The sequence below is a fragment of the Gilliamella sp. B3783 genome, from assembly GCF_026536125.1.
Classification (GTDB): domain Bacteria; phylum Pseudomonadota; class Gammaproteobacteria; order Enterobacterales; family Orbaceae; genus Gilliamella.
Genome location: NZ_JAFNOU010000005.1, coordinates 153,270 through 179,304 on the forward strand (window position 1 = coordinate 153,270; position 26,035 = coordinate 179,304).

Consider the following 26,035-nt stretch of genomic DNA (forward strand, 5'->3'; position numbering starts at 1 on the left):
ATAATGTATATACTAGAACAAAATAAATACAAGGAGTGAAATATGGATAAACAGATGATGATTTATCTGGCGATTGGTGTAGTAATTGGTTTTATTATCGGGTTTATTTTAACTAATATGTTTAGTAAAAAAGGTCGTGAGTTTGCAAAAGTAAAACGTGAACTTGAACAGACACAAGAAGAGCTTAAAACACAAAAACAGACTATTGTTAAACACTTCTCACACAGTGCAGAAATATTAGATAATATGGCTAAAGAGTTCCGTCGCCTTTATCAACATATGGCTGAAAATTCAGGTAAATTCTCGTCTGATGACGATATCACAGCTATCGCTTTAGATATGAATAAAGATGCGGATATCAAAACAGAAATCACACTTGAAAAGCAACCTAAAGACTATTCTGATAACCCTTCTGGTTTATTTAAAACAGACGAAAATAAATCTTAACTAGCTCTAACTCTTTTCGCCAGTGTTATCTGGCGGAACATTAATGTAAAAAAAATCAATTGTTAAAAACGAGAGTGTTTTATGATTAATAATTCTTTACCAAAACCAAAAAAATTATTTAGTGCAATTGCATTAACGTTAGGTATGGTCTTATCAGGGTTACCCAATGCCTATGCTACTCTCCCTGCCATTTCAACAGGAGATAACGCATCACAACCTAGTTTAGCGCCTATGTTAGAAACGGTATTACCTTCTGTCGTTAGTATTAAGGTAGAAGGTACAGCACAAATGCAAACTAATATTCCGGAAGAATTTAGACGATTTTTTGGTTACCCAGATAGCCAATCAAGATCCTTTACCGGTCAAGGATCGGGTGTGATTATTGATGCTGATAAAGGCTATATTGTCACCAATAATCATGTGATTGATAATGCCGATACCATTACAGTGGTATTGAATGATGGTCATGAATATAAAGCAAAATTAATAGGTAAAGATCCGCAAAGTGATATCGCGCTACTAAAGGTTGAAGATGCTAAAAAATTAACTGCCATTAAATTAGCCGATTCAGATAAAATGCGCGTAGGTGATTTTGTGGTCGCCATTGGTAACCCATTTGGAATTGGTCAAACTGTTACTTCTGGTATTATTTCAGCCTTAGCGCGTAGTGGGCTTAATATGAATGGTTTTGAAAACTTCATACAAACCGATGCTTCAATTAATCGTGGTAATTCAGGCGGTGCATTAGTGAATTTAAACGGTGAATTAGTTGGCATTAATACTGCAATTATTGCGCCTAGTGGTGGCAATGTGGGTATTGGTTTTGCAATTCCAAGTAATATGGTAAAAAACTTGACGTCTCAACTTATTGAATACGGTGAAGTTAAGCGTGGTGTACTTGGTATTAAAGGTAATGAGTTAACCTCGGATATCGCCAAAGCTTTCGATCTTGACGTGCAAAAAGGTGCCTTTGTAAGTGAAGTGATTGATGATTCCGCCGCTAAAGATGCGGGTATAAAATCGGGTGATGTCATTATATCAATGGATGGCAAACCAGTTGATAGTTTTGCCGAATTACGCGCTAAAATTGCCACTACTGGCGCTGGTCGAACCGTAAAATTAGGTTTGATTCGTGATGGTAAAGAGATGACAGTGGATGTTACACTAAAAAATAGTGATGAATCTTCAACTGAAGCGAAATCATTGCATCCTGCTCTTGAAGGTGCAACATTAAGCAATGGTGATATTAAAGGTAAAAAAGGTGTATTAATCGAAAGTATTGCTAAAAATTCGCCAGCATCACGATTAAGTTTACAAGAGGGCGACCTTATTACTGGCGTAAATAAAGAAAGAATCAATAATATTGCTGATTTACGTAAAATTATTGATAGTAAACCATCTGCTATTGCTTTAAATATTGTGCGTGGTGATAGCCAGCTTTATCTTATTTTACGCTAATTAATGCGTTAGCTACATGTCGCCGATAGCATTATCGGCGAAAACTAAAATTCTAACCTGCCATTAGATATGATAAAATTATCGCTATTCATTCTTATCTAGATACCTCTGATAATGCTTAAAAAATTTTTATGGCCAATGTTGATTGGTGCGGTTTTAGCGATTGTATTATTAATTATTTTTCCATCCTTGCGCAATGGAACTCAGTCAAATTTTCCAAGATCGATTTTTAATAATGATCCCATGAGTTATTCCGATGCGGTAAAAGTTGCTGCACCAGCGGTAGTTAATATTTATAGTCGCTCTATTAATTCTCTGCCCAAACAACCTCAAGATAGTGCAATTACGCCATTGGGTTCGGGTGTGATCATGAGCGACCATGGCTATATTATTACCAATTATCATGTGGTGGATGGTGCAGAACAAATTATTGTCGCTTTACAAGATGGTCGAATATTTGAAGCTTTATCGGTTGGCACTGATAAACTTGTTGATATTGCGGTATTAAAGATTGACGCAAGTAATATTCCAACTATACCTATTAATCCTAATCGCGAGCCTAAAATAGGTGATGTGGTTCTCGCCATTGGTAATCCTTATAATATTGGGCAAACGATCACCCAAGGTATTATTAGTGCGACAGGTCGTGATGGATTAAGTCCTTATCGAAGACAAAACTTTATTCAAACCGATGCATCAATTAACCATGGTAATTCAGGGGGGGCCTTAGTTAATAGTAAAGGTGAATTAGTCGGTATTAATACCTTAACCTTTGCTAAAAATCTAGGTAATGAAGTGCCTGAAGGTATCGGTTTTGCTATTCCTACCGCTTTGGCTGTTAAAATTATGAATAAATTAATTCAAGACGGTAAAGTGATTCGGGGCTATATCGGTATTGATGGGTTAGAGTTTGCCCCGACTCAAAATCCGAGTGACCCACCGGTTGTATTAGGCATTTTGGTGACTAATGCGGAAGGGCCGTCATTACAAGCAGGTGTTCAAGCTAATGATATTTTGATTATGGTCGATAATAAACCAGTCAAATCCATTGTTGAAACAATGGATAGAATTGCAGAGTTGAAACCGGGCACAACAATCCCCATTATTGTATTACGTAATGGAGAAAGAGTTGAACTTCAAGTGACAATAGGTCAATTACCCGTTTAACTATTTTGTTACTTGATTATAGCCACTATAGGGCGTATAATTTGCGCCCTTATCATGTTTTTTTAACACTCGTATGGTGTTTAGATTTTGCTTTTAGCCATCTATATAGCGATACGAACAAACTTAAGAGGTTTATTATGAAAGAAGGTATCCATCCTCAATATACAGCCATTACAGCAACTTGTTCATGCGGTAATGTGATCAAAACACATTCAACTATTGGTCACGATATTCATCTTGACGTATGTGGTGAATGCCATCCATTCTACACTGGTAAACAACGTGATGTTGCAACTGGTGGACGTGTAGATAAATTCAAACAACGTTTTGCTATGGTTGGCGGCAAAAAATAAGATTGTAATGAATCATTATCAAAAAAGGCGCTTAATGCGCCTTTTTGTTTTTACTATGCTTTGGAATTTCATTTTATTCATCGATTAAGCTGGGATCAATGCCTAAATTACGCATTATTTTTTGAGCTTGCATTGGAATAACATCTTCACGATCTTTTTGTAAATCCTCATCACAAGGTAAAGGTTGACCAGTGTAGGCATGCAAAAAGGCTTCACATAATAATTCACTATTTGTGGCATGGCGTAAATTATTTACCTGTCGGCGGGTACGTTCATCAGTTAATATTTTTAGGACTTTTAACGGAATTGACACTGTAATTTTTTTTACTTGCTCACTTTTCTTACCATGCTCTGCATAAGGGCTTATATATTCGCCATTCCATTCCATCATTGTTCACCAGTATTACATTACAATTAATGTGGATAATTTTATCGTTTTTTTTTAATAACTGCAATCTACACATCGAGACAGTTAGACGTCTAGACATGTTGACGGCTTTATTTATTGTGCTATTCTTATACAAAAGGTATCTAATAATAAATAAACGTTTTAGGATGATATTATGGCTAGCCAATCAAGAAATTTAAGCCAAGGAACAATTGCTGTTCGTGGTGGATTAAATACTGATGATCAATATGGAAGTGTTGTTCCAGTGATTACCCCTTCAACTTGTTACCGCTATCAAGAGTTCGCTACACCAAGACAATTTGATTACGCACGTAAATCTAATCCAAGTCGGCGATTAGTAGAACAAACTGTTGCTAAGTTAGAGGGTGGGGCAGATGCAATTTTGACTAATTGTGGTATGTCAGCTATTCATTTGGTTAGTGTTGCATTATTAACCCCCAATGATTTAGTTGTGGCACCTCACGATTGTTACGGTGGCAGTTATCGTCTTTTTAATAGTTTGAGTGAGCGAGGTTATTTTAAAACTAAATTTGTCGATCAATCCGATCCTATTGCATTAAAACAAGCATTGAGTTTAGGGCCTAAATTAGTTTTAATTGAATCACCAAGTAATCCATTATTACGCGTGGTGGATATTCAAGACATTACTCGTCAAGCGCATCAAGCCGGTGCTATTGTTTTGGTTGATAATACTTTTATGACGCCTATTTTGCAAAAACCTTTAGAACTTGGTGCCGACATCGTCACCCATTCTTGCACTAAATTTTTAAATGGCCATTCTGATTTATTGGCAGGAATTTTGGTGTTTAAGGATCAACAACTTGCAACAGATGTGTTATGGTGGGCAAACAATATTGGTACCTTGACTTCATCATTTGATAGTTACTTGTTATTGCGTGGTTTACGTACTTTAGCTGCTCGAGTGAAATTACAACAAGATAATGCGCAAAAAGTAGTGGAATTCTTAGTTAATCATCCTAAAGTTGCAAAAGTTTATCATCCATCATTACCTTCAAATCTTGGACATGAAATAGCTAAAAAACAACAAAAAGGCTTCGGTTCATTGCTAAGTTTTGAACTTGCAGGTCAAGCAGAGGTTATGCCAAAATTCTTAAAAGCTCTTAATATTTTTACTTTAGCGCAATCATTAGGCGGTGTAGAAAGTTTAATTTGCCATCCTGCAACGATGACGCATTCTGGAATAAGTGCAGAAGCGCGTAAAACTGCTGGTATTTCAGACCAGTTATTGCGTATTTCAGTAGGGTTAGAAGAGGTAGATGATTTATTAGCTGATTTACAGCAAGCATTATCGGTTATTTAAACTATTTTTTAGATGATATGGGGATGATGACAAATTATTATTTTCATTATTCCCATTGCGATTAATAGCGCTAAGTTTGGTGACTTAACTCGCTAAATTAAAATAGTCATTCGTCATTTTTTCGATAGCAGCAAGCATGTCATCAACAGTATGTTTTCTGCTTCGACCACATACTTTAGCCATATCTTGACATACCAAACATTGTCTGGATTGATGTCCTAATTGCGTACGTGAAACACTTTGCTCAGTTTTCGCATCAATAACATCGATATCCCATAATCGACCTAATGGATGATTGTTTTCAATTTCGATACAAAGCTGTTTTAATTGATCACTTGAGCATTCGACTGAAATTATTGCTTCATAACCTGTTAACGCACAGAATTGCTCTTCATGTATAATTTGAAGCATATTTTTTGCTAATAAATGGTGAATAGCGGTTATCGCTTCTTTAAACAATACCTTAGTGCCAGTACTCTTTTTTATTGGACCAGGAATGACTAAACTAAGCGAAATAAGTGGAAAAGGGTAACACTTAATTGCGTTACGCTGATGCTCGACTCGTTGTTCTTTGGCCAATAACATCTGTTCAAGGTTAACTGGCGTACCATCATCGAATTTCAATAATATATTAGTCATAATTGAAAAGCATGACATCGTTAGATGTCATGCTATAAAGTGATAAATTAATCTTTAACTTGACGAACAACATCAATGACTGAACCATCACGGAAGTGAACAATACCCACAATTTTATCTTCAAATTCAATTGGTTTTGGTTCACCTGTTAATGAAACAGCACGTTGATATAGCTCTTCAATGCTCATGACCGGTAAATTTGCTGCTTTTAAACGTTCTGCTATTTCAGGACGAGCAGGATTAACCGCAATACCATGATCGGTTACAAGTACATCAACACTTTCACCTGGCGTTACAATCGTGGTGACTTTTTTAATGACTGTAGGAATACGGCTACGAATTAATGGTGCAACAATAATGGTTAAGTTTGCACCAGCTGCTGTATCACAGTGCCCACCTGATGCGCCACGCATCACGCCATCAGAACCCGTTAACACATTAACGTTGTAATCAAGGTCAATTTCTAGTGCACTCAGGATAACAATATCTAATTCATCAACACTTGCACCTTTAGATGCAGGGTTAGCATAGACATTTGTTGATACTTCAATATGATCTTTATTTCTACCTAAAGATTGACCGGCTGCGCCATCAAAGCTTTGTGTATCTAATAAACGTTTTACTAATCCTTTTTCATGCAAATCAACAATACTTGCTGTGATACCACCTAATGCAAATGATGCAGTGATATTTTTAGCACGCATACGATTTTCTAAAAAGCGCGTTGCCGCGGTTGAAGAAGCACCAGAACCGGTTTGGATAGAAAATCCATCTTTAAAATAACCTGAATACTCAATTACATCAGCTGCGTAACGTGCAATCATAAGTTCACGTGGATTGCTGGTAATACGTGCAGCCCCTACGCTAATTTTAGTTGGATCACCAACCTCATCAACTTTCACAATATAGTCAACTTGATCTTGGCGAATAGATGCAGGATGATTAGGATAACCAACGATGTCTTCAGTAAGTAATACCACTTTTTTAGCAAATTGGGCATCAACCATGGCATAACCTAGCGCACCACATTGTGATTTACCCGATACACCATTCGCATTACCTTGCTCATCAGCAGTTGAAACAGCTAAAAATGCGATATCAATATTAATTTCACCACTTTGGATAAGTTTTACTCGTCCACCATGTGAATGGATATGGACAGGGTTTTGCATTAAACCATGTGAAATTGCATCAGCCAATTTACCTCGTAAACCAGACGTATAAATTTTTGTGATTACGCCTGACTCGATATGTGGAATGAGTGCTGAGTTACAGCTTAACAATGAGCTTGAAGCTAAAGTTAAGTTTTTGATACCTAACTTACTAATCGTCTCGACAACTTTGTTAATAACCTTATCACCTTCACGAAATGCGTGATGGAAAGAGATGGTCATACCGTCACGTAATTCACATTTGTGTATTGCTTGTTCAATAGAATCACATAATTTTCGTGTATATTTAGACTCATCTTTTAAATAGGGAGTGGTTGTATTCGCGTCAATAAATGGCGTAATATTCTTGAGATCGGGATGCTGTTTAAGCAAATCATCAATTTTTTTGTTTATAGAAGTAGTCATTTTGTCATCCTATCAAAGTTCTTTACGTACACCGGAATATTTTGCTAACTCAATAACTTTTCTAGCGCGTTCAATAATCGGTGCATCAATCATTTTGCCATTTAGAGAAATAACGCCTAGGCCTTTTCTTTCTCCTTCTTCTGCTGCTTCAACCACTTTTTTAGCATTTTCAACATCAGCAGCTGTTGGCGCATATGCATTATGTAGTAATTCGATTTGTCTTGGATTAATCAGTGATTTACCGTTATAACCTAGTTTTTTAATTAGGCTAACTTCTTTTAAGAAACCTTCATCGTCATTAACATTGGAATAAACCACATCAAAGGCATCAATTTTTGCCACACGTGCTGCATGTAAAACTGCACAGCGAGCATAAAACAGTTCGGTACCATCACCACGCTCAGTTTGCATGTCAACTAAATAGTCAAATGCAGCTAGCGCAATACCGATTAAACGAGGAGAAGATTTAGCAATAGAAACAGCATTAACCACACCTTGTGCAGATTCGATTGCTGCCATTAACTTAGTACTACCCACTTCACGACCACACTCTTTTTCGATTCGTTCAACGTGTGCTTCAAGTTCATGAATATCGTCTGCTGAGTTTGTCATTGGTAAACGAACCACTTCAACACCGGCACGTACCACAGCTTCAAGGTCTTTTAAACCAAATGGGGTATCTAACGCATTAATTCTTACAACCGTTTCGATACCGTGTTCTTTATAAACAGGTAGTAATAATGTTTGTGCAACTAATAAGCGAGCCGAATCTTTTTCTTTAATTGAAACCGCATCTTCAAGGTCAAACATGATTGAATCTGGTTTATATACGAAAGATGTTGATAACATTGCTGCATTTGCGCCCGGAAGAAATAACATACTGCGACGTAATTTTTTCATAGTAATTTACTCCAATCTAAGTTTTCTTCTTCAGCGCCGCGTAATACTGCACATTGAATTCTTGCTTTAATCGCGCAATCTAGCGCACCTTTATCATCGATAATTATCATGCCATCGGTTACATTCAGATCACGTAATGTTTGATCGACAACTGCACGAATTTGATCGCCGAATTGTTTATTAACATCACTATTAATAACAATTTCTATCCCTGTATTTGGCATAACTTTGACTAACAAATCACTCGATTCGAGAGTCCCAGCCATGGCTTCTTTTTGTATTTTCATTTTTTTACCTTTTAAAATGTATTAAATTTTAAATTTATCCAAATTAGCTGAAAGATAGTCCCAAGTTGTTGTTGGAACTAACTGTTTTATTTGTTCATATTGCCCCGATGCTAATAATTTTCTAACTAATGATGCCGATATAATCGTATCGCCTTCGGTTTTTCGCTCAATTTCAACAACAGTAATTGGCGATGAATGGCTAACCGTATTGTCCATAAGCCAATAGCGCATAGCTTCATTATAGGCTTTAGTCACTTCATCATTTGGTTCAGTTCCAACGAAGCGGTAGCTGATATTTAGCGCTGGGGCGATATAATTTCGAAAAATAAGTAGGTCGATTCCCATATAAGCGTAATTGATCTTCGCTTTATCTTTTAAAAAATAAGTAGGGAATGTTGCTCTTGAAATAATATAAGGTGAACTTGCATGGACTGTCACATTCTTGAACTGTTTGGTACCTTCTTGTACTAACTTTATTCGAGTTTCAAATGAAAATAGTGAGGCATTTTCATTGACAACAAAAACATGCAACCAGTCACATTGATTTGCCGCATATTCGACAAGATATTGGTGACCTTTGGTAAAAGGGTTCGCATTCATCACAATGCTACCAATCTTTTTACCTTCTTGTTGTAGGCTACTAAGTTGTTTACAGTACTGTTGAATACCAACAGGGGTGTTTTCCATCAGCACAACAAGATTTGTTATTTCAACAATAGGATAAAAACCGCATCCCTTAAAAAAATCAATATTTTCAGGTTTTGTATATAAAAATAGATGAAAATAGCCTTGTTCGTTGGCATATTTTATAGTGTGATCCATTAAGGTTAAATTAAGCTGATTACCTCGATATTCTGGATCAATAGCAACACATTTGATGATGTCACGGTCCATACCTGCACAAGCAATAATTTTACTGTTAATTTTTGCTACTGTAAAAATGGTCACTTGAGAGTCTAAGTCAAGATCTGATAACGCGAGTAACTGTTTTATCGCTTGATAATCTTGTTCTGACTTCGAAATATCAATAACTTCATAATCAGCTAAATCATACATAATGTTACCTTTTTTCTGCAACAACAGTGTTAGTTAGACGTCCGATTTTTGTAATTTCTACTTCTATTTTATCACCATCTTGCATAAACACAGGTGGATGACGTTTTTTACCTACCCCACCTGGTGATCCTGTTAGGATAACATCGCCCGGCGATAAATGTGTAAATGTACTGATATATGCAATTAATTCAGGTACAGTATGAACCAAATTAGAAATTGAGTCATGCTGCATTTGTTGACCATTTAGATATGTGGTCAGTGATAATACAGTCGGATCTGGAATTTCATCAGTGGTTGTTAAATTTGGACCAAATGCGCCAGTACTTGGCCAATTTTTACCAGCTGTAAACCAAGTATATTGCCAATCACGAATAGAACCATCCATGTAACAACTGTAACCTGCTACGTGTGATAAAGCATCTTCTTGCTTAATTCTAAAACCAAATTTACCAATAACAATGGCTAATTCACCTTCGTAATCTAACTCATTTGTAATAGCAGGCTTAATAATATTGGTTTTATGACCAGTTTGTGAATCAGGAAAACGAACAAATAATGTCGGCGCAGAACTGGTTTCATTAAATTCTGCTCGTTTTTCTGCATAATTCATTCCTACACATAGAATTTTGTTAGGATTTGGAATGACTGGTAAATACGTAATGTCTTGTTCATCAATGTCACATGGTGCGTCAAGAAAGGTTTTGGCAATAGATAATCCTTCTTTGTCTGCAAGTAATGATTTTAAGTCGACGTATTTATTGTCTAATTTTTTTCTTAAATCAATAATGCCATTTTCAGTGAGAAGACCAAAACTTGCTCGATCAGAGACAAGATAACTGACAAGCTTCATGAAAACTCCTTAAAAGCTGTTTATGTTGATTGTAAATACAAAATAAAAATGAACAACCTTAGTATAAACCAAGGTTGCTCTTAAATATGTTAAAACTATACTAAGAAATTGCCGAGAATGAGTAATGATACTGATACATTGATCGCACCACCGATACGGGTAGCAATTTGAGCAAATGGCATTAATTCCATACGTTCAGCGGCAGTTAAGATAGCAACGTCACCTGTTCCACCTTGACCGCTTTGACAACATGAGATTACTGCTGCATCAACTGGATACATACCTAATTTTTTAGCTACAAAGAATCCAGTGGTAACTAAACTAACAACAGTACACACAATAACTGTCAAGTTTACTAATGTAAAGGCTGATACAATTTTATCCCAAGGTGTGATTGCAACACCTACAGCAAATAAGATTGGGTAGGTAACAGAGGTTTGGAAGAACTTGTAAACCACTTGTGAACCACTTAATACTTTTGGTGAAACACCTGATACTAATTTTACAAGAACTGCAGCAAATAACATACCAACTGGTGCAGGAATACCTGTTACTTTATGACCAATCATACCAACCATATAAAGAATAGCGGCTAATAATACACCTGAAGCAAAAGTTGTTACATCAATAACTGAATCAGCTTTAGTTGTTTTACTGCCAGCAATATCGTTTTCATCCGCTGGTAATAAACGACCATTACCGGTTAAATGTGGATACGCTTTACCAATACGGTTAAGAACACCACCACAAATAATACCTGTTAAACCACCTAACATAACAATTGGTAATACTCGGCCAAGTGCTTCACCTTGTTCCATACCTAAAATTGCAGCATAGCCAATTGAAAGTGGGATTGCACCTTCACCAACGCCACCTGCCATGATAGGTAATACTAAGAAGAAGAATGTTTCAAATGGTGTTAAACCAAGTAGATAACCTACACCTACACCAACAAGCATTCCGACAATTTCACCGCAAACCATTGGGCCAAAGATTTTTAAGAAACCTTGAATAAGGGTTTTCTTATCCATGTTCATGATACTACCAACGATGATACAACAAATGTATAAATAAAGAATGTGAGTATCTTTATAGAACTTCGTTGTCGCTTCAACAACCGGTTTAGGTAGAATGCCATAATAGACTAAAGCAGACGGAATAAAGGTTGCACAAATTGCCGCTGCACCCATTTTACCTACGATTGGCAAACGTTTACCAATTTCGCCACATAAAAAACCAAAAAAGGCACAAGTAACGACCATCACTACGATTTCACTTGGTAGTTTGCCTGTTACTAATACTTCAGCGAAAATTAAGATACCCGCTATAATAAATAACGGTAAAGGAATCACGCCAATTTTATAATTATCCATAAGTTTCCACCAACCGTATGGCCAAAACTTTTGCGTGTTACATTCGCTTTTTATGTTATCTTTAACCGTTTCATTCTGCTTTTTTTCAACTGAATTGAAATCCACCATATTTTTTTTATCTCCAAAATATTTTTGCTTTGTTTGAATGGCGCATATAGTGACAAAATATTAATACTATTTTTGTGATATAAATCATAAATTGACAGTGGTTTTTATGGTTTTAAAGGCTCTATGTTTTTTAATCATGTGTTAAACTCACCATTAGCGATATTAAATAGACAATTAAGTATAAAAATGCGAAAACGTATTCATCTATCATTTACAACAAAATTATTTTTCTCTCTTTTAATTTTTTCATTAATTATTCTAGCTTTACTACAAAGCTATATATGGAATTTGACAGAAACCTCGCTGTATCGAAGTTTAGGCGAAAAAGCACAAATTCAAGCCAAGGAACTGGCTGTTATACCGAGTTTAATCAAGTATGTTGAAGAAAGAGATACTGATAAAATAGCACAATTGATTTCGGATATTTATGAACAAAGCGACGCAAGCTATATTGTAATTGGCGATGCTCAGGCCTATCGTTTATATCATACCGCAAATAGTGCATTAAATTCCCCTATGGTTGGTGGTGATAATCACGAAGTGTTAAGTGGTAATAGTAGTGTTACTATAAGCCAAGGCTCACTAGGTTTAGCCCTGCGCGGAAAAGCACCAATTATTGATAAGGGTAAAGTCATTGGTATTGTTTCGGTTGGTTATATGATTGATGACATTCATGTCTTACATGTTAATCAATTTATTCCGATTATTATTTTTTGTTCACTCCTTTTTTTGGCATTGTTTATTTTTTCATTTTGCTTTTCTAAATCCATCAAAAAGCAGATGTTTAATTTAGAACCAAACGAAATTGCATTACTGGTTAAAAGTCAAAAATCGATTATGGAGTCAATTTTTGAAGGCATTATCGCAATTGATCTTAACTACAAAATAATCAATATCAATCAATCGGCAAGAAGTATGTTAAACTTTAATAATGATGATGATGATTTGCTTAATCATAATCTACGTGATTTTATTCAATCTAATGATTTTATTTATGGTAGCGATAATCAAAATCAAGATATCCATGATTATATTTGTTATTTTAACGAAACGAGTGTTATTGCTAATAGGATTAGAATTATTGTTGATGATAAAATACAAGGTTGGGTAATCACATTTCGTAACTTCAACGATATTAACGTATTAAGTATGCAATTGACCCAAGTTACCCAGTATGTTGATAATTTAAGGGCAATTAGGCATGAACACCTAAACTGGATGGCAACGTTATCTGGTTTAATTTATATGAAGCGTTATGATGAGGCACAGTCATTTATCGCTTTACATTCAGCTGATAATCAAAATAATTTAGATTTCATTACCCAGCATTTTAAAATAGCCGCTATTTGTGGATTATTAATTGGTAAATATTCAAAATCACATGAAATTGGTTTGAACTTAATATTTGACCCGGCGTGTCAATTAAACGCATTACCTGCTTCAATATCTGAAACTGAATTTATGTCTATATTGGGTAATCTGCTTGATAATGCATTTAATGCGTGTTTAAAAAACGATAATGGTGATAAATCCATTTATTTATATATAAGTGATGCTACAGACGAAATTGTCATTGAAGTAAGCGATCAAGGTTGTGGGGTAGAAGAAGAGCTTCGAGACTCTATCTTTGAACCGGGCGTTACTTCACAAGATAGTAAAGAACATGGTATTGGTTTACACCTTGTGTCAACCTACATAAAAAAGGCAAATGGTTATATTACATTTGGAGATAATCAGCCTTACGGAACAATTTTTTCCGTTTTTATACCAAAAAAATAGAGGTTAAAGTATGCAAGAAAATAAAGAAGATGCTATTAAAGTTCTCATTGTTGAAGATGAGCCTATTTTAGCTGAATTAAATGCTGATTTTATTCAGCGAGATACAAAAGTAAAAGTCGTTGGTATTGCTTCCAATTTAGAGGAAGCAAAAAAGATGGTAGAAAAGTTAAAACCCACTTTAATTTTATTAGATAACTATTTACCCGATGGTAAAGGGATTGAATTATTCGAATATATTATTAATAACAACTTAAATTGCTATGTTATTTTTATTACCGCAGCTAGCGATATGGATACTTGTAGTAAAGCCATTAGATATGGAGCATTCGATTATTTAATTAAACCGGTGTCTTATCAACGTTTGAAACACTCGTTAGCACGTTTTGAACTGTTCTTATATCGTCAAAGCTTACAAAAACATGTCAATCAGCGAAGAATTGATGAACTGTTCAACCTACAAACCAAAGATTTTGTTGATATTAATCGTCATTCAAAAGGGATAGAGGAAATTACCTTGCAAAAGGTTAAAGATCTTTTTATGCATACCGATACCCCTCAAACCGTTGATGAAATTGTTGAAAAAGCAAAAATCAGTAAAACTACAGCTAGACGCTATTTAGAGTACTGTGTTCAAACTAAAGTATTAACTGTCGAACTTAATCATGGAAAGATAGGCCGCCCTGAAAGATTGTACAAACGTCTAGGTAAATAGTTATTGTTGTTAGGTCAATTATTTGCTCAGACACCATCTTCTATATAATTGATAATTATATAAATATGCTTATTTGTTATTTTATCCATTAATTTTTTGATGTTAGATTGATTTTATCCAAGGGTTGGATTGTTTGAAATTAACGCATCAAAAAATAGGAGTAAGCATATGGCCATTGCGATAGGAAAAGTTGTTACTACCGAAAATAATGAAATTAACCAAGACGGTGCTTTTGTTCGTCAAACAAATCGTTTTGATACCCCATTTGGAAATAAACCGGGTATGTTACCGGTTGAGGCTGGTCGTTATCGTTTAATTTGGGCGGCGATTTGTCCTTGGGCACATCGGCAGATGATTGTTATCAAATTATTAGGTTTGGAAAATGTGATCAGTGTTGGCAAAGTTGCGCCAATTCGCACTGAGCATGGTTGGGAGTTTTCACTTGATCCTAATGGTGTTGACCCAGTGTTAGGCATCCGTTATTTACCAGAAATTTACGCTAAAACCGATCCTGAATATAATGGACGAGCAACAGTCCCGACCGTTGTCGATGTAAAAACCGGCAAAGTTGTCAACAACGACTATTTTAAATTAACCAACTATTGGGAAACCGCATTCAAACCTTTCCATAAAGCGGGTGCGCCTGATCTCTATCCGGAACATTTACGTACTGAAATTGATGAATTGAATGATGTGATTTTTCATGAAGTCAATAATGGTGTTTATAAAGCGGGATTTGCTCGCTCACAAAAAGCTTACGAACACGCTTATCATCTTGTTTTTAATCGATTAGATGAATTAGAAAAACGCCTAAGTAAGTCTCGATATCTTTTTGGTGATCACATTACCGATTCGGATATTCGCTTATACGTTACATTAGCGCGTTTTGATGTGGCTTATTATGCTGCTTTTAACACAAATCGTAATCGAATTATTGATTTTCCTAATTTATGGGCTTATGCCCGAGATCTTTATCAAATCCCCGCTTTTGGTGAAACAACCGATTTTGAGTCAATTAAAAAAGGGTACTTTTTAGGTAATAATGCCCACAATCCTTATGATATTTTGCCCTTAGGGCCTGATGTTAGTCATTGGCATACTCCTCATAACAGAGATAAACAATTTCGTACTCATCAATAATTGATTATTGGGATAATACGCATGCCAAATATATTAGATTTCGGATTGATATTTACTCAAATACCTACGTTACTGGCTTATTTGCCAGTCACGTTATTTATTACCTTTTTTTCAATGCTGCTTGGCGTAATGTTTGGGTTAGTGATTGCCATTGTTAAAATGAATAAAATTCCTGTTCTTTCACAACTAGCATCGGTTTTTGTTTCATTTATTCGAGGAACGCCTTTACTTGTTCAGCTTTATTTAAGCTTTTATGGGATCCCAATTGTTCTGCGTTATATCAACTATTTTTATCATACTGATTTTAATATTAATAGTGTGCCTCCAATGCTATTTGTACTCATTGCCTTTTCTTTTAATGAAGCTGCTTATAACTCCGAGACTATACGAGCCGCGTTACAATCGGTCAGTAAAGGTCAAATTGAGGCGGCACAATCGTTAGGGATGAGTTATAGCCAATTGTTACGACGTATTGTTATTCCTGAAGCATTTATTGTGGCCTTACCAAATCTTGGTAATGCTTTTATCGGCTTGCTTAAAGGGACTTCGTTAGCCTTTGTCTGTTCAGTCACTGAAATGACAGGTCGCGGTAAAACCTTAGCAGGACACAGTTATCGTTATTTTGAGGTTTATATCTCTTTGGCACTTATTTATTGGGCTTTAACCATTATTATTGAATTAATCATTAAGTATATGGAAAACCGGTTAACGATTTCTGACAGTGTGAATACACCCAGTTATCGCCGAGGAAAATTATTATGATTAAGGTACAGAACTTAACGTTATCTTTTCAGGATAATCTTATTTTAGATCATCTTAATTTCGCCATAAAACCGCATGAAGTCGTTGCTATTATCGGCGCATCGGGAGCAGGTAAATCCACTTTACTACGCTGTTTAAATTTACTTGAAAAACCCCAGCAAGGTAACATCCAAATTGATAATTTTGGCTTGGATGTTAGCCGCATTAAACAACGTGATATTGTTCAGTTTCGCCAAAAGTCAGCTATGGTATTTCAACAATTTAATCTTTTTCATCAAAAAAACGCTTTAGAAAATGTGATGGAGGGTTTGATTATTGTAAAAAAATTACCAAAGGAGAAAGCACGTAAAATTGCGCATGAAAAGCTTGTTCAAGTCGGACTTGAGGGGCGAATGTACCATTATCCAAAACAGCTATCTGGAGGGCAACAACAGCGAGTAGCGATTGCCAGAGCATTAGCGATGGATCCTAAAGTGTTACTGCTTGATGAACCTACTTCAGCGCTCGATCCTGAGTTAGTTGGCGAAGTATTATCGACCATCAAATTAGCCGCACAATCAGGGATTACGATGATCCTTGTTTCGCACGAAATGAGCTTTGTGCATGAAGTAGCTAGTCGAGTACTGTTTTTAGATAAAGGACAAATTATTGAAGATGGTTCACCTAAGCAGGTGTTTAATAATCCGACCCAACCACGAACCAAATCTTTTTTAGCAAGATATTTTAGTGCAATGCAAATGGATTATGAAATCTAATCAGTTTAAGAGGTATCAATGAGTATAAAGATTCAACAATATTGTGAAAATATTAATTGGCAAGATGTTGCCGATTTATTGGCTTTTTATGGACTTAGTTCGCTCGATGCAACAGCACAAGAGCGAGTGTTTAAAAACAGTTATGGTGTGATTTTTTTGCTGGAACAAGATCGCGTTGTGGGCGTTGGTCGTACATTATCGGACGGTATTTGTCAGGCGGCAATTTATAACATTGCATTAGCTAAACACTTGCACGGGCAACAATATGGACGCTTAATTGTTGAAAAGCTCGTTGAGCAGGTACAGCATTGCAATATCATTCTTTATACTCATCCACAAACAGTAGAATTTTATAAAAACTTAGGGTTTGATTTAATGAAAACAGGTATGGCTCGATATCAGGCCGATCATCGAATTGAAATGAAAAATATGGGTTTTATTTAAGGTTAACTCAATAATGCTCATTTAAAATGAAAGGAGAATTACGGTATGAACTATAAAAAATGGTATGGTTTTGTCATCTTAGCCGCGTTGTTTTTGTCTGGTTGCGATAACCAAAATAAAGATTCACAATCCACAACAAAACAAAAAATTATTATTGGGACTTCAGGATCGCCAAACCCTTTTACAACGGTCGATGAAAAAGGGGAATTGGTTGGTTATGATATTGATGTGGTGAAAGCCATATTTAGCGAGTTACCTCAATATGAAATTAGTTTTGAAGTGACTGAATTCTCATCTGTTTTAGCTGGACTTGACTCTCAGCGTTATCAAGTTGGTGCCAATAATTATGCTATGAATGAAAAGCGCAAAGAAAAATATTTCTATTCCGATCCAATTTTTAAAAACCAGTATGTTATTGCTGTGGCTAAAAGTAACAATGACATTAATCGCTTTTCTGATCTTCAAGGAAAATCAACTGAAGTCACACCAGGACTTAATTATGCGACAGCATTAGAAACCTACAATGAACAAAATCCCAATAATCCTGTTAAAATTGTTTATAGTGAAGCCGATTTACTACCTGTGTTGCAACATGTCGAGAGTGGTCAATACGACTTTCAGTTAATAGATAACGTGATGTTATCGCAATATATCAATGAACATAAACTCAATCTCAAAACGATAGAATTAAGTCAAGAAGATGGTGATCGTATTGGTTCTCCATTTAGTTATTTGTTAATTAGTAAAGGCGCAAGTGGTGAGCGATTAACTCAAGATATTAACCAAGGTATACAAAAAATTATCAATAATGGCAAACTAACGACAATCAGCCAACACTATTTTGGTGCGGATTATTCACCTAAATAAGCTTTGTTCTGTTAGATAACCGAGTTTATTTGTTACGCTAATGGCAAATACACATCGGTTATCATCTCTGATGCTGGAATAGTTAATCCTACATTTACGTAATGAAAAATCGGTGGATAACTGCCTATTTTCTCTCTACTTTGTGGTAACCACTGTTCAAGTAAATAGATAATAGCTTGGTTATTATTTCGCGAACCAATATCACGAGCCTTGGCACAACGGAGCGCGGGAATAGTTTTACTGACAATGCCATAGGCATTTTTAGCAATAGGTTTGTCTATTGAAATAGCAAAATCGACGTGATGCTGTTCTAAAGGTGTGATAGCGGGATTGGTGTAATGGATACCATAACATCGGTATTTTTCGTTATCGAATAAGTTGTTCTCTTGTCGCCATTTAATGAGTTTATTGACAGTTTCATGTTCTAACAGTGGCGAACCATGATGTTCGATAACCGCTAAATTTGTTGCGGGAAATTGCACAATTTCAACATCCATAATAACCTCAGTCACGTTATCTTCGTATCCTACTTATAATCATACTGAAATTCTTCATTGTTACTAGCATTGATTATTAAATATTATAAATTGACTTGACAAGCTAGCGGCACAACCAGATAATGGCGCCGTTTTTTTAACCTAAACTTTTTATTATAGCGAGGTGGCAAAATGCCTGTAGTTAACACTTTATCTTAATGCCGGCACGGTATTTTCTATCATATTGTATTTTTGCTTTTACCTCTCAAAGCATTCTCGTTGCACTTCAATTTATAGATTTTTGCCTTGTCGGTTTTCCCTTATATTTTTGGAGAAAACATCATGACAATGGAATCTTATATTCAAAATTTAGAATTAATTAAATATCCAAGAACACCCCATTTACAGGGTTCACGCTTACAATTTGGTGATAGCACCGACGGACAGCGTGCTTATAACCAGTTACATAATTGCTATATTGTCGTTGAAGAAAAACTCGATGGCGCTAACTGTGCTATAAGCTTTTCGCAAAGTGGCGAACTGTTATTACAATCGCGCGGCCATTACTTAATGGGTGGTTCAAGAGAGCGTCAATTTAATCTATTAAAACACTGGGCTAGTGTACATGAACATTGGCTATTAGAGCGGTTAGAAGATCGTTATATCATGTATGGTGAATGGTTACATAAAAAACACACTATCTTTTATGATGCATTACCTCACTATTTTTGTGAATTTGATGTTTGGGATAGACAGCAACAATGTTTTTTATCGACCAAAAAGCGGCATCAGCTATTAGCTAATGGTCCGGTTTTATCGGTACCGGTGCTATTTGCTGGGCAAGCACCGACTAAATTAGCTGACTTATTAGCGTTAGTTAAACAGTCTTTAGCCAAAACTCAGCATTGGCAGGCTTGTTTTGAAAAAATAGTCACACGTGACAAGATTGATTTAGCCAAAGCGTGGCAGCAGTGTGATCGCTCGGATTTAATGGAAGGGCTGTATTTAAAAATCGAAAGCGAACATCACACAATCGATCGTTTAAAATGGGTGAGACAAGATTTTGTACAAGCTATTTTAGACGCTGGTCAACACCATTTAGAGCAGCCGTTTATTGCCAATCAACTGGCTGATAATGTCGATTTATACGCACCACAGTTAACCGTCAATTGGAATCAGCAAGTTGGCGTAGGGAGATAAATAATGGACTATTTACAATTACAACAGCAAGTGGCTAACAGTATTGCTAAAGATAATTTCGATGACTGGTTAACGTGTATTCCAGCATTAACTGCGCTTATTACCACACCACAAGACCCGTTGCATCATGGTGAAGGTAATGTTTGGATACATACACAAATGGTATTGCGTGCATTAATTGAACAAACTGAGTTTGCAAAAGCCACCGAGGAGCAACAATTTGTATCCTTTATGACAGCGTTGTTACATGATATTGCTAAACCAGAAACCACCGTGATTGATGAGGTCACGGGTAAAATCAGTCAACCAAGACACTCCCAAAAGGGGGAAATTCGTAGCAGAGTATTGTTGTGGCAAATGGCCGTCCCTTTTGAACTACGTGAACAGATATGTCGTATTATCGCTGTTCATCAAGTTCCGTTTTTTGCGTTAAGTGATACGCATCAGCGCTATTCACCCCAATACCTTGTGCATCGTCTGTCATGGCAATTACCGGTTTGGATGCTTTGCCTGCAAGCGAAAGCGGATATGCTGGGGCGTATATGTGCTGATAAAGCTAGAACTTTGGATGAAGTGGAGTTATTTAAACAACTCGCGCTAGAAGAAGAGTGTCTGTATCAACCTCGCCAATTTGTTGATGATCATACGCGAGTACACTATTTTCGCGGCAGTAATGTCTTGCCTGATTATGCACTATATCCACAACAAGGATCAAAAGTGATATTGATGTCTGGTTTACCGGCTTCGGGCAAAAATAGTTGGGTGAGTAAGCATTATCCAACATGGCCGGTTGCTTCTTATGATGATGCGCGCAGTGAACTCAAATTAAAGCATGGCGAAAATGAAGGATTAGTGATTCAATTTGTATTAGCTAAGGTGAAACAATGGTTACGAGATAAGCAGCCTTTTATTTGGAATGCTACCCATTTGTCACAGGATATGCGGCAAAAAGCACTCGATTTACTCTATGCTTATCACGCCGAGGTTGAAATCGTTTATATAGAACAACCGGAACAAGAGTTATATCGGCGTAATTTAAAACGCGATACAAGCTTAGCGAATAAAAAAATTCAGCGCATGTTTAGTAAATGGCAAGTTCCCTTACCGACCGAAGCACATCAGGTTAGCTATGTGATAAATCAGTAATTAACACAATTTTCAGCAATAGAATGGGGCTTTATTTAGCCCCATATTTGTCAATTGATAGCTATGAAAGGGTTAAACTCCATTATTTTTAATCACTTTTTGATACCAATAGAAGCTATCTTTTTTGATACGATTTAGTGTTTTTAAGTCATGATCATCTCGATCAACATAAACAAAGCCATAACGTTTTTTAAATCCTTGATGAGAACTTAATAAATCAATGACTGACCATGGGCAATAACCAAATAACTCAACACCATCTTCAATCGCATCATGACAAGCTGAAATATGAGCTTTAATATAATCAATGCGATAATCATCATGCACTTTATTATCTGGAGTTAATTCGTCTGGAGTACCTAAGCCATTTTCAGTAATGATTAGGGGTAAGCGGTATTGTCGATAATATTCATTGAGGACTAAACGTAAACCCATTGGATCAATTTGTGCACCGTAAGTGCTTGCTGTTAAATTCGGGTTTTTTTCAATTTTAAAGTAACCATACAGATCAAAATCGATATCATTATGTTTAGTGCCAAATGGATGCTTTGCATCTTCCGGCAAATAGCTTGCGACTAATGTTCGATAGTAATTGACCGCAATAAAATCCGGTTTAGCTTGTTTTAAAATGTCGGCATCTTCCGGCTGGGTTTGTGGATAGATACCACAACGTTGTAAATAGTGTTTGTAATAACCTGGGTAATCACCGAAACAATACATTTCTAGGGCATAATTAGTTTTAAAATTATCATTCATTTTAGCTGCCCAAACATCCATTGGTTTGTTACTTGCAGGGTAGGTCATGGTGGATGATACCGCCGGTCCCACTTTGCTTCCCGCAATTAGCTCATGACAATCATTAGTTGCCATCGCATGCGCAACAAACATGTGGTAATCCATTTGTGCTCTCACTTTTTCAGTATCTGCTGGTGCGACTTTATACATGTTCATTCGTTCATTAACTCGAATCATCAAATTTTGTTCATTATTGATTTGCCAATGTTTTACCCGATCGCCAAATGCTTTATAGCAGACCTGAGCATAGCGTCTAAACGCATCGACACAACGGCGGTCTTGCCAACCATTATATTTATCAACTAATGCAAAAGGTAAATCAAAATGATAAAGGGTGATAAATGGAATGATATCGTTTTTGATTAATTCGTTTATTACTCGATTATAAAAATCGATCCCAGCTTGATTTATTTCACCATCGCCATCAGGAATAATACGTGCCCAAGATATGGAAAAACGATAAGTTTTTAAGCCCAACTCTTTAAACAACGCAATATCACTCTCTACATGGTGATAAAAATCACTGGCAACTTTGCTATCGGCTTGTACTGCTGAGCGTTGAAATGAATTATAATCAGCAACTGTCATTCCCTTGCCATCGGCATCCCATCCACCTTCAATTTGAAATGCAGAAGAGGATGCACCCCACCAAAAATCCTTAGCAAATGTTTTCATATTTTTACCTCTAAACTTGAATAAATAATAATTGGTCTTGATAACTAACGTCGATATCTTTGGTGTAATCGACATTTTTATATTGTTCTGAATTAACGACAATTATTGATGTTGTTAAATCATATTGTTGTTGTTTAATCTTATCGATGTCAAAAGATACAATTTTAGTCCCTTGTTTAATGTGTTGCCCCACTTCAACATAAGATTGAAAATAGTTGCCTTGCAGGTTTACCGTATCGATACCAATATGGATTAGTAACTCTAATCCATTATCTAATTTTAAACCTATGGCATGTAAAGTGGGATAAAGTACTGTAACTGTGCAATCTGCTGGCGCAATGACTTCACCGATTTCTGGATATATAGCGACACCTTTACCCATCGCGCCAGATGCAAACACTTCATCTTTAACTTCACTAAGTGCAATAACATGCCCTTTGATAGGCGAGGTAATAGTCTGATCGGAAAGTAATAAATCTGGGCTATGCGTTTGGTTTGATGTAGACATTTCCTCGCTTGGTAGATCTTGAAATCCAACAATCATCGTTAAAATGCATGAACCGAAAAAAGCAAAAGATATGCCAATTAAATAGCATAAAAATGCAGTTGTACCGGCTTCAGCGTAAACAGGAATGGTTAATACCCCTTGATTGGCAAAAGCAGTACCGTACGATCCTCCCCAGCCCATTAGCCCTCCGGCGATAGCGCCACAAATAACCGCACAAATCATCGGTTTTTTTAATCTTAAATTCGCACCATAAATTGCGGGTTCAGTAATCCCAAATAAAGCGGTAATGGTTGCCGATGCCGCAACTGTTTTTAAATTTTTATTTTTGGTTTTGAAAAATACACCTAATGCCGCGCCAGCTTGTGAAAAGTTTGCCGCTCCAGCGAAAGCAAGTAAGTTCTGGCGACCAGTTTGCGCTACGTCATTAATGCCGATTGGCACAATTGCCCGATGTGCACCAAAGATGACTAATATACACCAGATACCACCAATAAATGCCCCTAATAAAATAGGGCTAACACCCATAATGTAGTAATAGATCCAGTTTATAAATTCGCCAATGTAGATGCCAATAGGACCGAAAATTAGTAATGTAGCTGGTATCATAATCAGTAATGAAAAGGTTGGTACCATGATAATTTTCAATACTTCAGGGATGATAAATTCTAAAAATCTTTGTACGTAACTTAAAATGAATATGGCTAAAATAATTGGAATAACGCTAGAGGTGTAACTTGCTTTGGTTAATTCAATAGTAAACAGAGTGACTTCTGTTTTACTTGCCATTAACGTGACAATTGATGGATAGCACAGCGTTGCCCCTATGATCATCGATATAAATTCGTGGGCTTTAAATACTTTTGCAGCGGTATAGCCTAGTATTATTGGCATGAAGTAGAAAACTGCATCTGATGCAGCATGTAAAATCGTATAGGTGTTGTAAGTTTTGATATCTGTTTGATAGTAATAATTACCAATCATAACAGCAATCGCTAAAATTCCTTTTAACATACCAGATGCGGCAATTGCCGGAATCACGGGCGTAAAAATAGCAGCAAAAGCGTTAAGAATTTTTACGCCAATTGATACTTTAGGTGGCGTTTGTTCGCTGGTCTCTAATTTTCCGAGTAATGGTATGATTTCTTGATAAATTTTGGTGACTTTATTTCCTAGTACCACTTGATATTGTCCACTGCTTTCTACAACCGAAATAACGCCCTCTGTTTGTAATAATTTTTCACGATTCGCTTTGTTGCTATCAACTAATTGAAATCTTAAACGAGTAAAGCAATGCGTTAAGCTAACAACATTAGCTTTACCGCCGACTAATTGTAAAATTTGTTGTGCAATACTTTGATAATCCATTATTTTCTCCATTACATTACCGAATGGTTACACACTGATAAAAACTAAAATCCGCCAAATAAGGTATAGGGAATATCGGTTATAAAAATTTATAGAAGATATTTTCTGCTAATTTGTAAAATTATTTTTATCGTTGTTTGACTTACTTCAAGCTAACATAGTTTAAAAATTTAGACAAGATGGATTTGTTTGTTGCTAAATATCTAATTTAGATATATTTTTACATAAAGTAATTATAAGAAATAAAATGTTGTTCCAATGAAAGTGGCAAAAAAAAGATCGTATTTGTTGTTGTGTATTGTGTTTTTTTTCTGGTATGCACAATATATTTATATTCCTTATCAAACCCCTTATTTAACTGCAATCCATATGACGACCAATTTTATTGGTATGGTGGTTAGCGCTTATGGTGTTTCACAGTTATTTTTACGCATACCGGTTGGGTTATTAGCCAATGTTAAAGAAAAGCATAAGATATTTATTGTATTAGGATCATTTTTAGCTGGATTTGCTTCAATTATTCGTCTTATACAGCCTACAGGTTGGGGATTTTTGATTGGTAATATTATTTCAGGATTTGCCAGCGCCATGTGGATATCATTTATGGTGTTGTTTATGGGGTTTTATCCTAAATCGAAAAAAAGTTATGCCACTAGTTTAATTATTATGGTGAATAATCTTGGTATTTTTTTAGCATTTTTATCAAGTACCTTGCTATTTGAATATTTTGGGATGCAATTTATCTGTTTACTTAGTTGTTTAAGCGGATTTATTGCTTTTATCTTAGCTATCAGACTGAAATACCCTGAAAGAATTCATCACAATTTTGAATATCATAATTTGCTTAACGTGTTTTTTGATCGCAAATTACTGTTTTTTTCTTTGTTGGCTTTGATTCAGCAGGGGATACAAATGTCGACAACCATGTCATTTACTAATCAGATATTAAGTGGATTAGGTGCAAGTTCAAGCTTAATTGGTTTATCTTCAATAATTTATATGTTGGCATCAGTCTTGTTTGGTAAAGTGGGGGCAAGTAACTTGGTTAATAAATTAAGTATATCTACTTGGATTATTCTGTCTTTTATGTTGCTGGCGTTATATTGCATTTTGATACCGCAGAGTTCATCACCTTATGCCATTTTATTACTACAAATTATTCCTGGAATGGGTACAGGAATATTATTTTCTTTTTTAACGTTTGAAGCAACATCTACTATTCCAGCTTATGCGCGATCGGCAGCGATGGGATTATTTCAAGCGATTTACGCATTAGGTATGACATTGTTTCCTGTTATTGTTGGATACGTAAGTTTACGATATTCAATGCGTATCGCTTATTTAATTTTAGCGATTATGGCTATCTTGGGGGCTGTTGTGTATGGGATTTATCATTTAAAAATAAATAAAAAACAGGATTGATGTTTTTTGTTACAGCCTTGATATATATGAATTTAAACAAAAGA

General features: G+C 35.9%; 25 protein-coding genes and 1 pseudogene. 15 read left to right on the forward strand and 11 right to left on the reverse strand.

All coding sequences use genetic code 11. The annotated features are described in order from the left end of the window. Window positions 1-42 precede the first annotated feature (42 nt). From J3U59_RS06560 to rpmE, 4 genes are all read left to right on the forward strand, one after another. Window positions 43-447 (forward strand): YhcB family protein, encoded by a 405-nt coding sequence (locus tag J3U59_RS06560; protein ID WP_267333722.1) that lies wholly within the window; start codon window positions 43-45, stop codon window positions 445-447. Between the two features lie 81 nt (window positions 448-528). Further along, a complete protein-coding gene (locus tag J3U59_RS06565) occupies window positions 529-1,905 on the forward strand; it encodes a Do family serine endopeptidase (protein ID WP_323849430.1) in 1,377 nt (458 codons plus the stop codon). A 114-nt stretch (window positions 1,906-2,019) separates the two neighbouring features. After that, a complete protein-coding gene (degS, locus tag J3U59_RS06570; protein WP_267333721.1) occupies window positions 2,020-3,072 on the forward strand; it encodes an outer membrane-stress sensor serine endopeptidase DegS in 1,053 nt (350 codons plus the stop codon). Between the two features lie 137 nt (window positions 3,073-3,209). Next, window positions 3,210-3,425, forward strand: coding sequence for a 50S ribosomal protein L31 (rpmE, locus tag J3U59_RS06575; RefSeq protein ID WP_065634733.1), 216 nt, complete (start codon window positions 3,210-3,212; stop codon window positions 3,423-3,425). 73 nt (window positions 3,426-3,498) lie between these two features. Here rpmE and metJ read toward each other — a convergent pair whose 3' ends face one another. Further along, window positions 3,499-3,816, reverse strand: coding sequence for a met regulon transcriptional regulator MetJ (gene metJ / locus J3U59_RS06580; protein WP_267333720.1), 318 nt, complete (start codon window positions 3,814-3,816; stop codon window positions 3,499-3,501). A 172-nt stretch (window positions 3,817-3,988) separates the two neighbouring features. Here metJ and metB point away from each other — a divergent pair, with 172 nt between their 5' ends. Further along, a complete protein-coding gene (gene metB / locus J3U59_RS06585; protein ID WP_267333719.1) occupies window positions 3,989-5,155 on the forward strand; it encodes a cystathionine gamma-synthase in 1,167 nt (388 codons plus the stop codon). A gap of 84 nt (window positions 5,156-5,239) precedes the next feature. Here metB and citX read toward each other — a convergent pair whose 3' ends face one another. From citX to J3U59_RS06620, 7 genes and pseudogenes are all read right to left on the reverse strand, one after another. Continuing rightward, window positions 5,240-5,794 carry a citrate lyase holo-[acyl-carrier protein] synthase gene (citX, locus tag J3U59_RS06590; RefSeq protein ID WP_267333718.1) on the reverse strand — a complete coding sequence of 185 codons (555 nt, stop codon included), beginning with the start codon at window positions 5,792-5,794 and terminating at the stop codon, window positions 5,240-5,242. 47 nt (window positions 5,795-5,841) lie between these two features. Next, window positions 5,842-7,371 (reverse strand): citrate lyase subunit alpha, encoded by a 1,530-nt coding sequence (citF, locus tag J3U59_RS06595; protein ID WP_267333717.1) that lies wholly within the window; start codon window positions 7,369-7,371, stop codon window positions 5,842-5,844. Between the two features lie 12 nt (window positions 7,372-7,383). Beyond that, on the reverse strand, window positions 7,384-8,271 hold the full coding sequence (gene citE / locus J3U59_RS06600) for a citrate (pro-3S)-lyase subunit beta (protein WP_267333716.1): 888 nt from the start codon (window positions 8,269-8,271) through the stop codon (window positions 7,384-7,386). After that, on the reverse strand, window positions 8,268-8,558 hold the full coding sequence (citD, locus tag J3U59_RS06605; protein ID WP_065634739.1) for a citrate lyase acyl carrier protein: 291 nt from the start codon (window positions 8,556-8,558) through the stop codon (window positions 8,268-8,270). Before citD ends, citE begins: the two co-directional genes overlap by 4 nt. Before the next feature lie 21 nt (window positions 8,559-8,579). Further along, complete coding sequence (gene citC / locus J3U59_RS06610) at window positions 8,580-9,614, reverse strand: [citrate (pro-3S)-lyase] ligase (RefSeq protein WP_267333715.1); 1,035 nt, start codon at window positions 9,612-9,614, stop codon at window positions 8,580-8,582. 4 nt (window positions 9,615-9,618) lie between these two features. Then, window positions 9,619-10,464, reverse strand: a complete 846-nt coding sequence (locus tag J3U59_RS06615; protein WP_267333714.1) for a fumarylacetoacetate hydrolase family protein — start codon at window positions 10,462-10,464, stop codon at window positions 9,619-9,621. A 95-nt stretch (window positions 10,465-10,559) separates the two neighbouring features. Beyond that, window positions 10,560-11,849: pseudogene (locus tag J3U59_RS06620) on the reverse strand (2-hydroxycarboxylate transporter family protein); the annotation flags it as partial. 282 nt (window positions 11,850-12,131) lie between these two features. Between J3U59_RS06620 and J3U59_RS06625 the strand changes: the two are divergent. The 7 genes from J3U59_RS06625 (at window position 12,132) to J3U59_RS06655 (ending at window position 18,404) form a co-directional block, all read left to right on the forward strand. Continuing rightward, window positions 12,132-13,724 (forward strand): ATP-binding protein, encoded by a 1,593-nt coding sequence (locus J3U59_RS06625; protein WP_267333713.1) that lies wholly within the window; start codon window positions 12,132-12,134, stop codon window positions 13,722-13,724. A gap of 10 nt (window positions 13,725-13,734) precedes the next feature. Then, window positions 13,735-14,436: a response regulator gene (locus J3U59_RS06630; protein ID WP_065634742.1), complete on the forward strand. Its 702-nt coding sequence runs from the start codon at window positions 13,735-13,737 to the stop codon at window positions 14,434-14,436. A gap of 168 nt (window positions 14,437-14,604) precedes the next feature. Beyond that, the gene (locus tag J3U59_RS06635; protein WP_065634743.1) at window positions 14,605-15,576 is read left to right on the forward strand and encodes a glutathione S-transferase family protein; all 972 of its coding nucleotides are present in this window, start codon (window positions 14,605-14,607) and stop codon (window positions 15,574-15,576) included. Window positions 15,577-15,597: 21 nt separating this feature from the next. Beyond that, window positions 15,598-16,338 (forward strand): amino acid ABC transporter permease, encoded by a 741-nt coding sequence (locus tag J3U59_RS06640; RefSeq protein ID WP_267333712.1) that lies wholly within the window; start codon window positions 15,598-15,600, stop codon window positions 16,336-16,338. Beyond that, window positions 16,335-17,093: an amino acid ABC transporter ATP-binding protein gene (locus J3U59_RS06645; protein WP_267333711.1), complete on the forward strand. Its 759-nt coding sequence runs from the start codon at window positions 16,335-16,337 to the stop codon at window positions 17,091-17,093. Before J3U59_RS06640 ends, J3U59_RS06645 begins: the two co-directional genes overlap by 4 nt. Before the next feature lie 18 nt (window positions 17,094-17,111). Beyond that, window positions 17,112-17,537, forward strand: coding sequence for a GNAT family N-acetyltransferase (locus J3U59_RS06650; RefSeq protein WP_267333710.1), 426 nt, complete (start codon window positions 17,112-17,114; stop codon window positions 17,535-17,537). Between the two features lie 45 nt (window positions 17,538-17,582). After that, window positions 17,583-18,404 (forward strand): transporter substrate-binding domain-containing protein, encoded by an 822-nt coding sequence (locus tag J3U59_RS06655; RefSeq protein ID WP_267333709.1) that lies wholly within the window; start codon window positions 17,583-17,585, stop codon window positions 18,402-18,404. A 32-nt stretch (window positions 18,405-18,436) separates the two neighbouring features. Here the strand turns inward: J3U59_RS06655 and J3U59_RS06660 are convergent, their stop codons facing one another. Next, window positions 18,437-18,916, reverse strand: a complete 480-nt coding sequence (locus tag J3U59_RS06660) for an AraC family transcriptional regulator (protein WP_267333708.1) — start codon at window positions 18,914-18,916, stop codon at window positions 18,437-18,439. 306 nt (window positions 18,917-19,222) lie between these two features. Here J3U59_RS06660 and J3U59_RS06665 point away from each other — a divergent pair, with 306 nt between their 5' ends. Beyond that, window positions 19,223-20,080, forward strand: coding sequence for an RNA ligase family protein (locus J3U59_RS06665; protein WP_267333707.1), 858 nt, complete (start codon window positions 19,223-19,225; stop codon window positions 20,078-20,080). A 3-nt stretch (window positions 20,081-20,083) separates the two neighbouring features. Continuing rightward, on the forward strand, window positions 20,084-21,226 hold the full coding sequence (locus tag J3U59_RS06670; RefSeq protein WP_267333706.1) for an AAA family ATPase: 1,143 nt from the start codon (window positions 20,084-20,086) through the stop codon (window positions 21,224-21,226). 72 nt (window positions 21,227-21,298) lie between these two features. Here J3U59_RS06670 and J3U59_RS06675 read toward each other — a convergent pair whose 3' ends face one another. Together J3U59_RS06675 and J3U59_RS06680 are read right to left on the reverse strand one after the other, a co-directional pair. Continuing rightward, window positions 21,299-22,696: a glycoside hydrolase family 1 protein gene (locus J3U59_RS06675; RefSeq protein ID WP_267333705.1), complete on the reverse strand. Its 1,398-nt coding sequence runs from the start codon at window positions 22,694-22,696 to the stop codon at window positions 21,299-21,301. 10 nt (window positions 22,697-22,706) lie between these two features. Beyond that, on the reverse strand, window positions 22,707-24,569 hold the full coding sequence (locus J3U59_RS06680; RefSeq protein WP_267333704.1) for a beta-glucoside-specific PTS transporter subunit IIABC: 1,863 nt from the start codon (window positions 24,567-24,569) through the stop codon (window positions 22,707-22,709). Between the two features lie 258 nt (window positions 24,570-24,827). On the opposite strand from J3U59_RS06680, the gene J3U59_RS06685 reads away from it, so the two are divergent. Continuing rightward, window positions 24,828-25,991 (forward strand): MFS transporter, encoded by a 1,164-nt coding sequence (locus J3U59_RS06685; RefSeq protein ID WP_267333703.1) that lies wholly within the window; start codon window positions 24,828-24,830, stop codon window positions 25,989-25,991. Window positions 25,992-26,035: the final 44 nt, after the last annotated feature.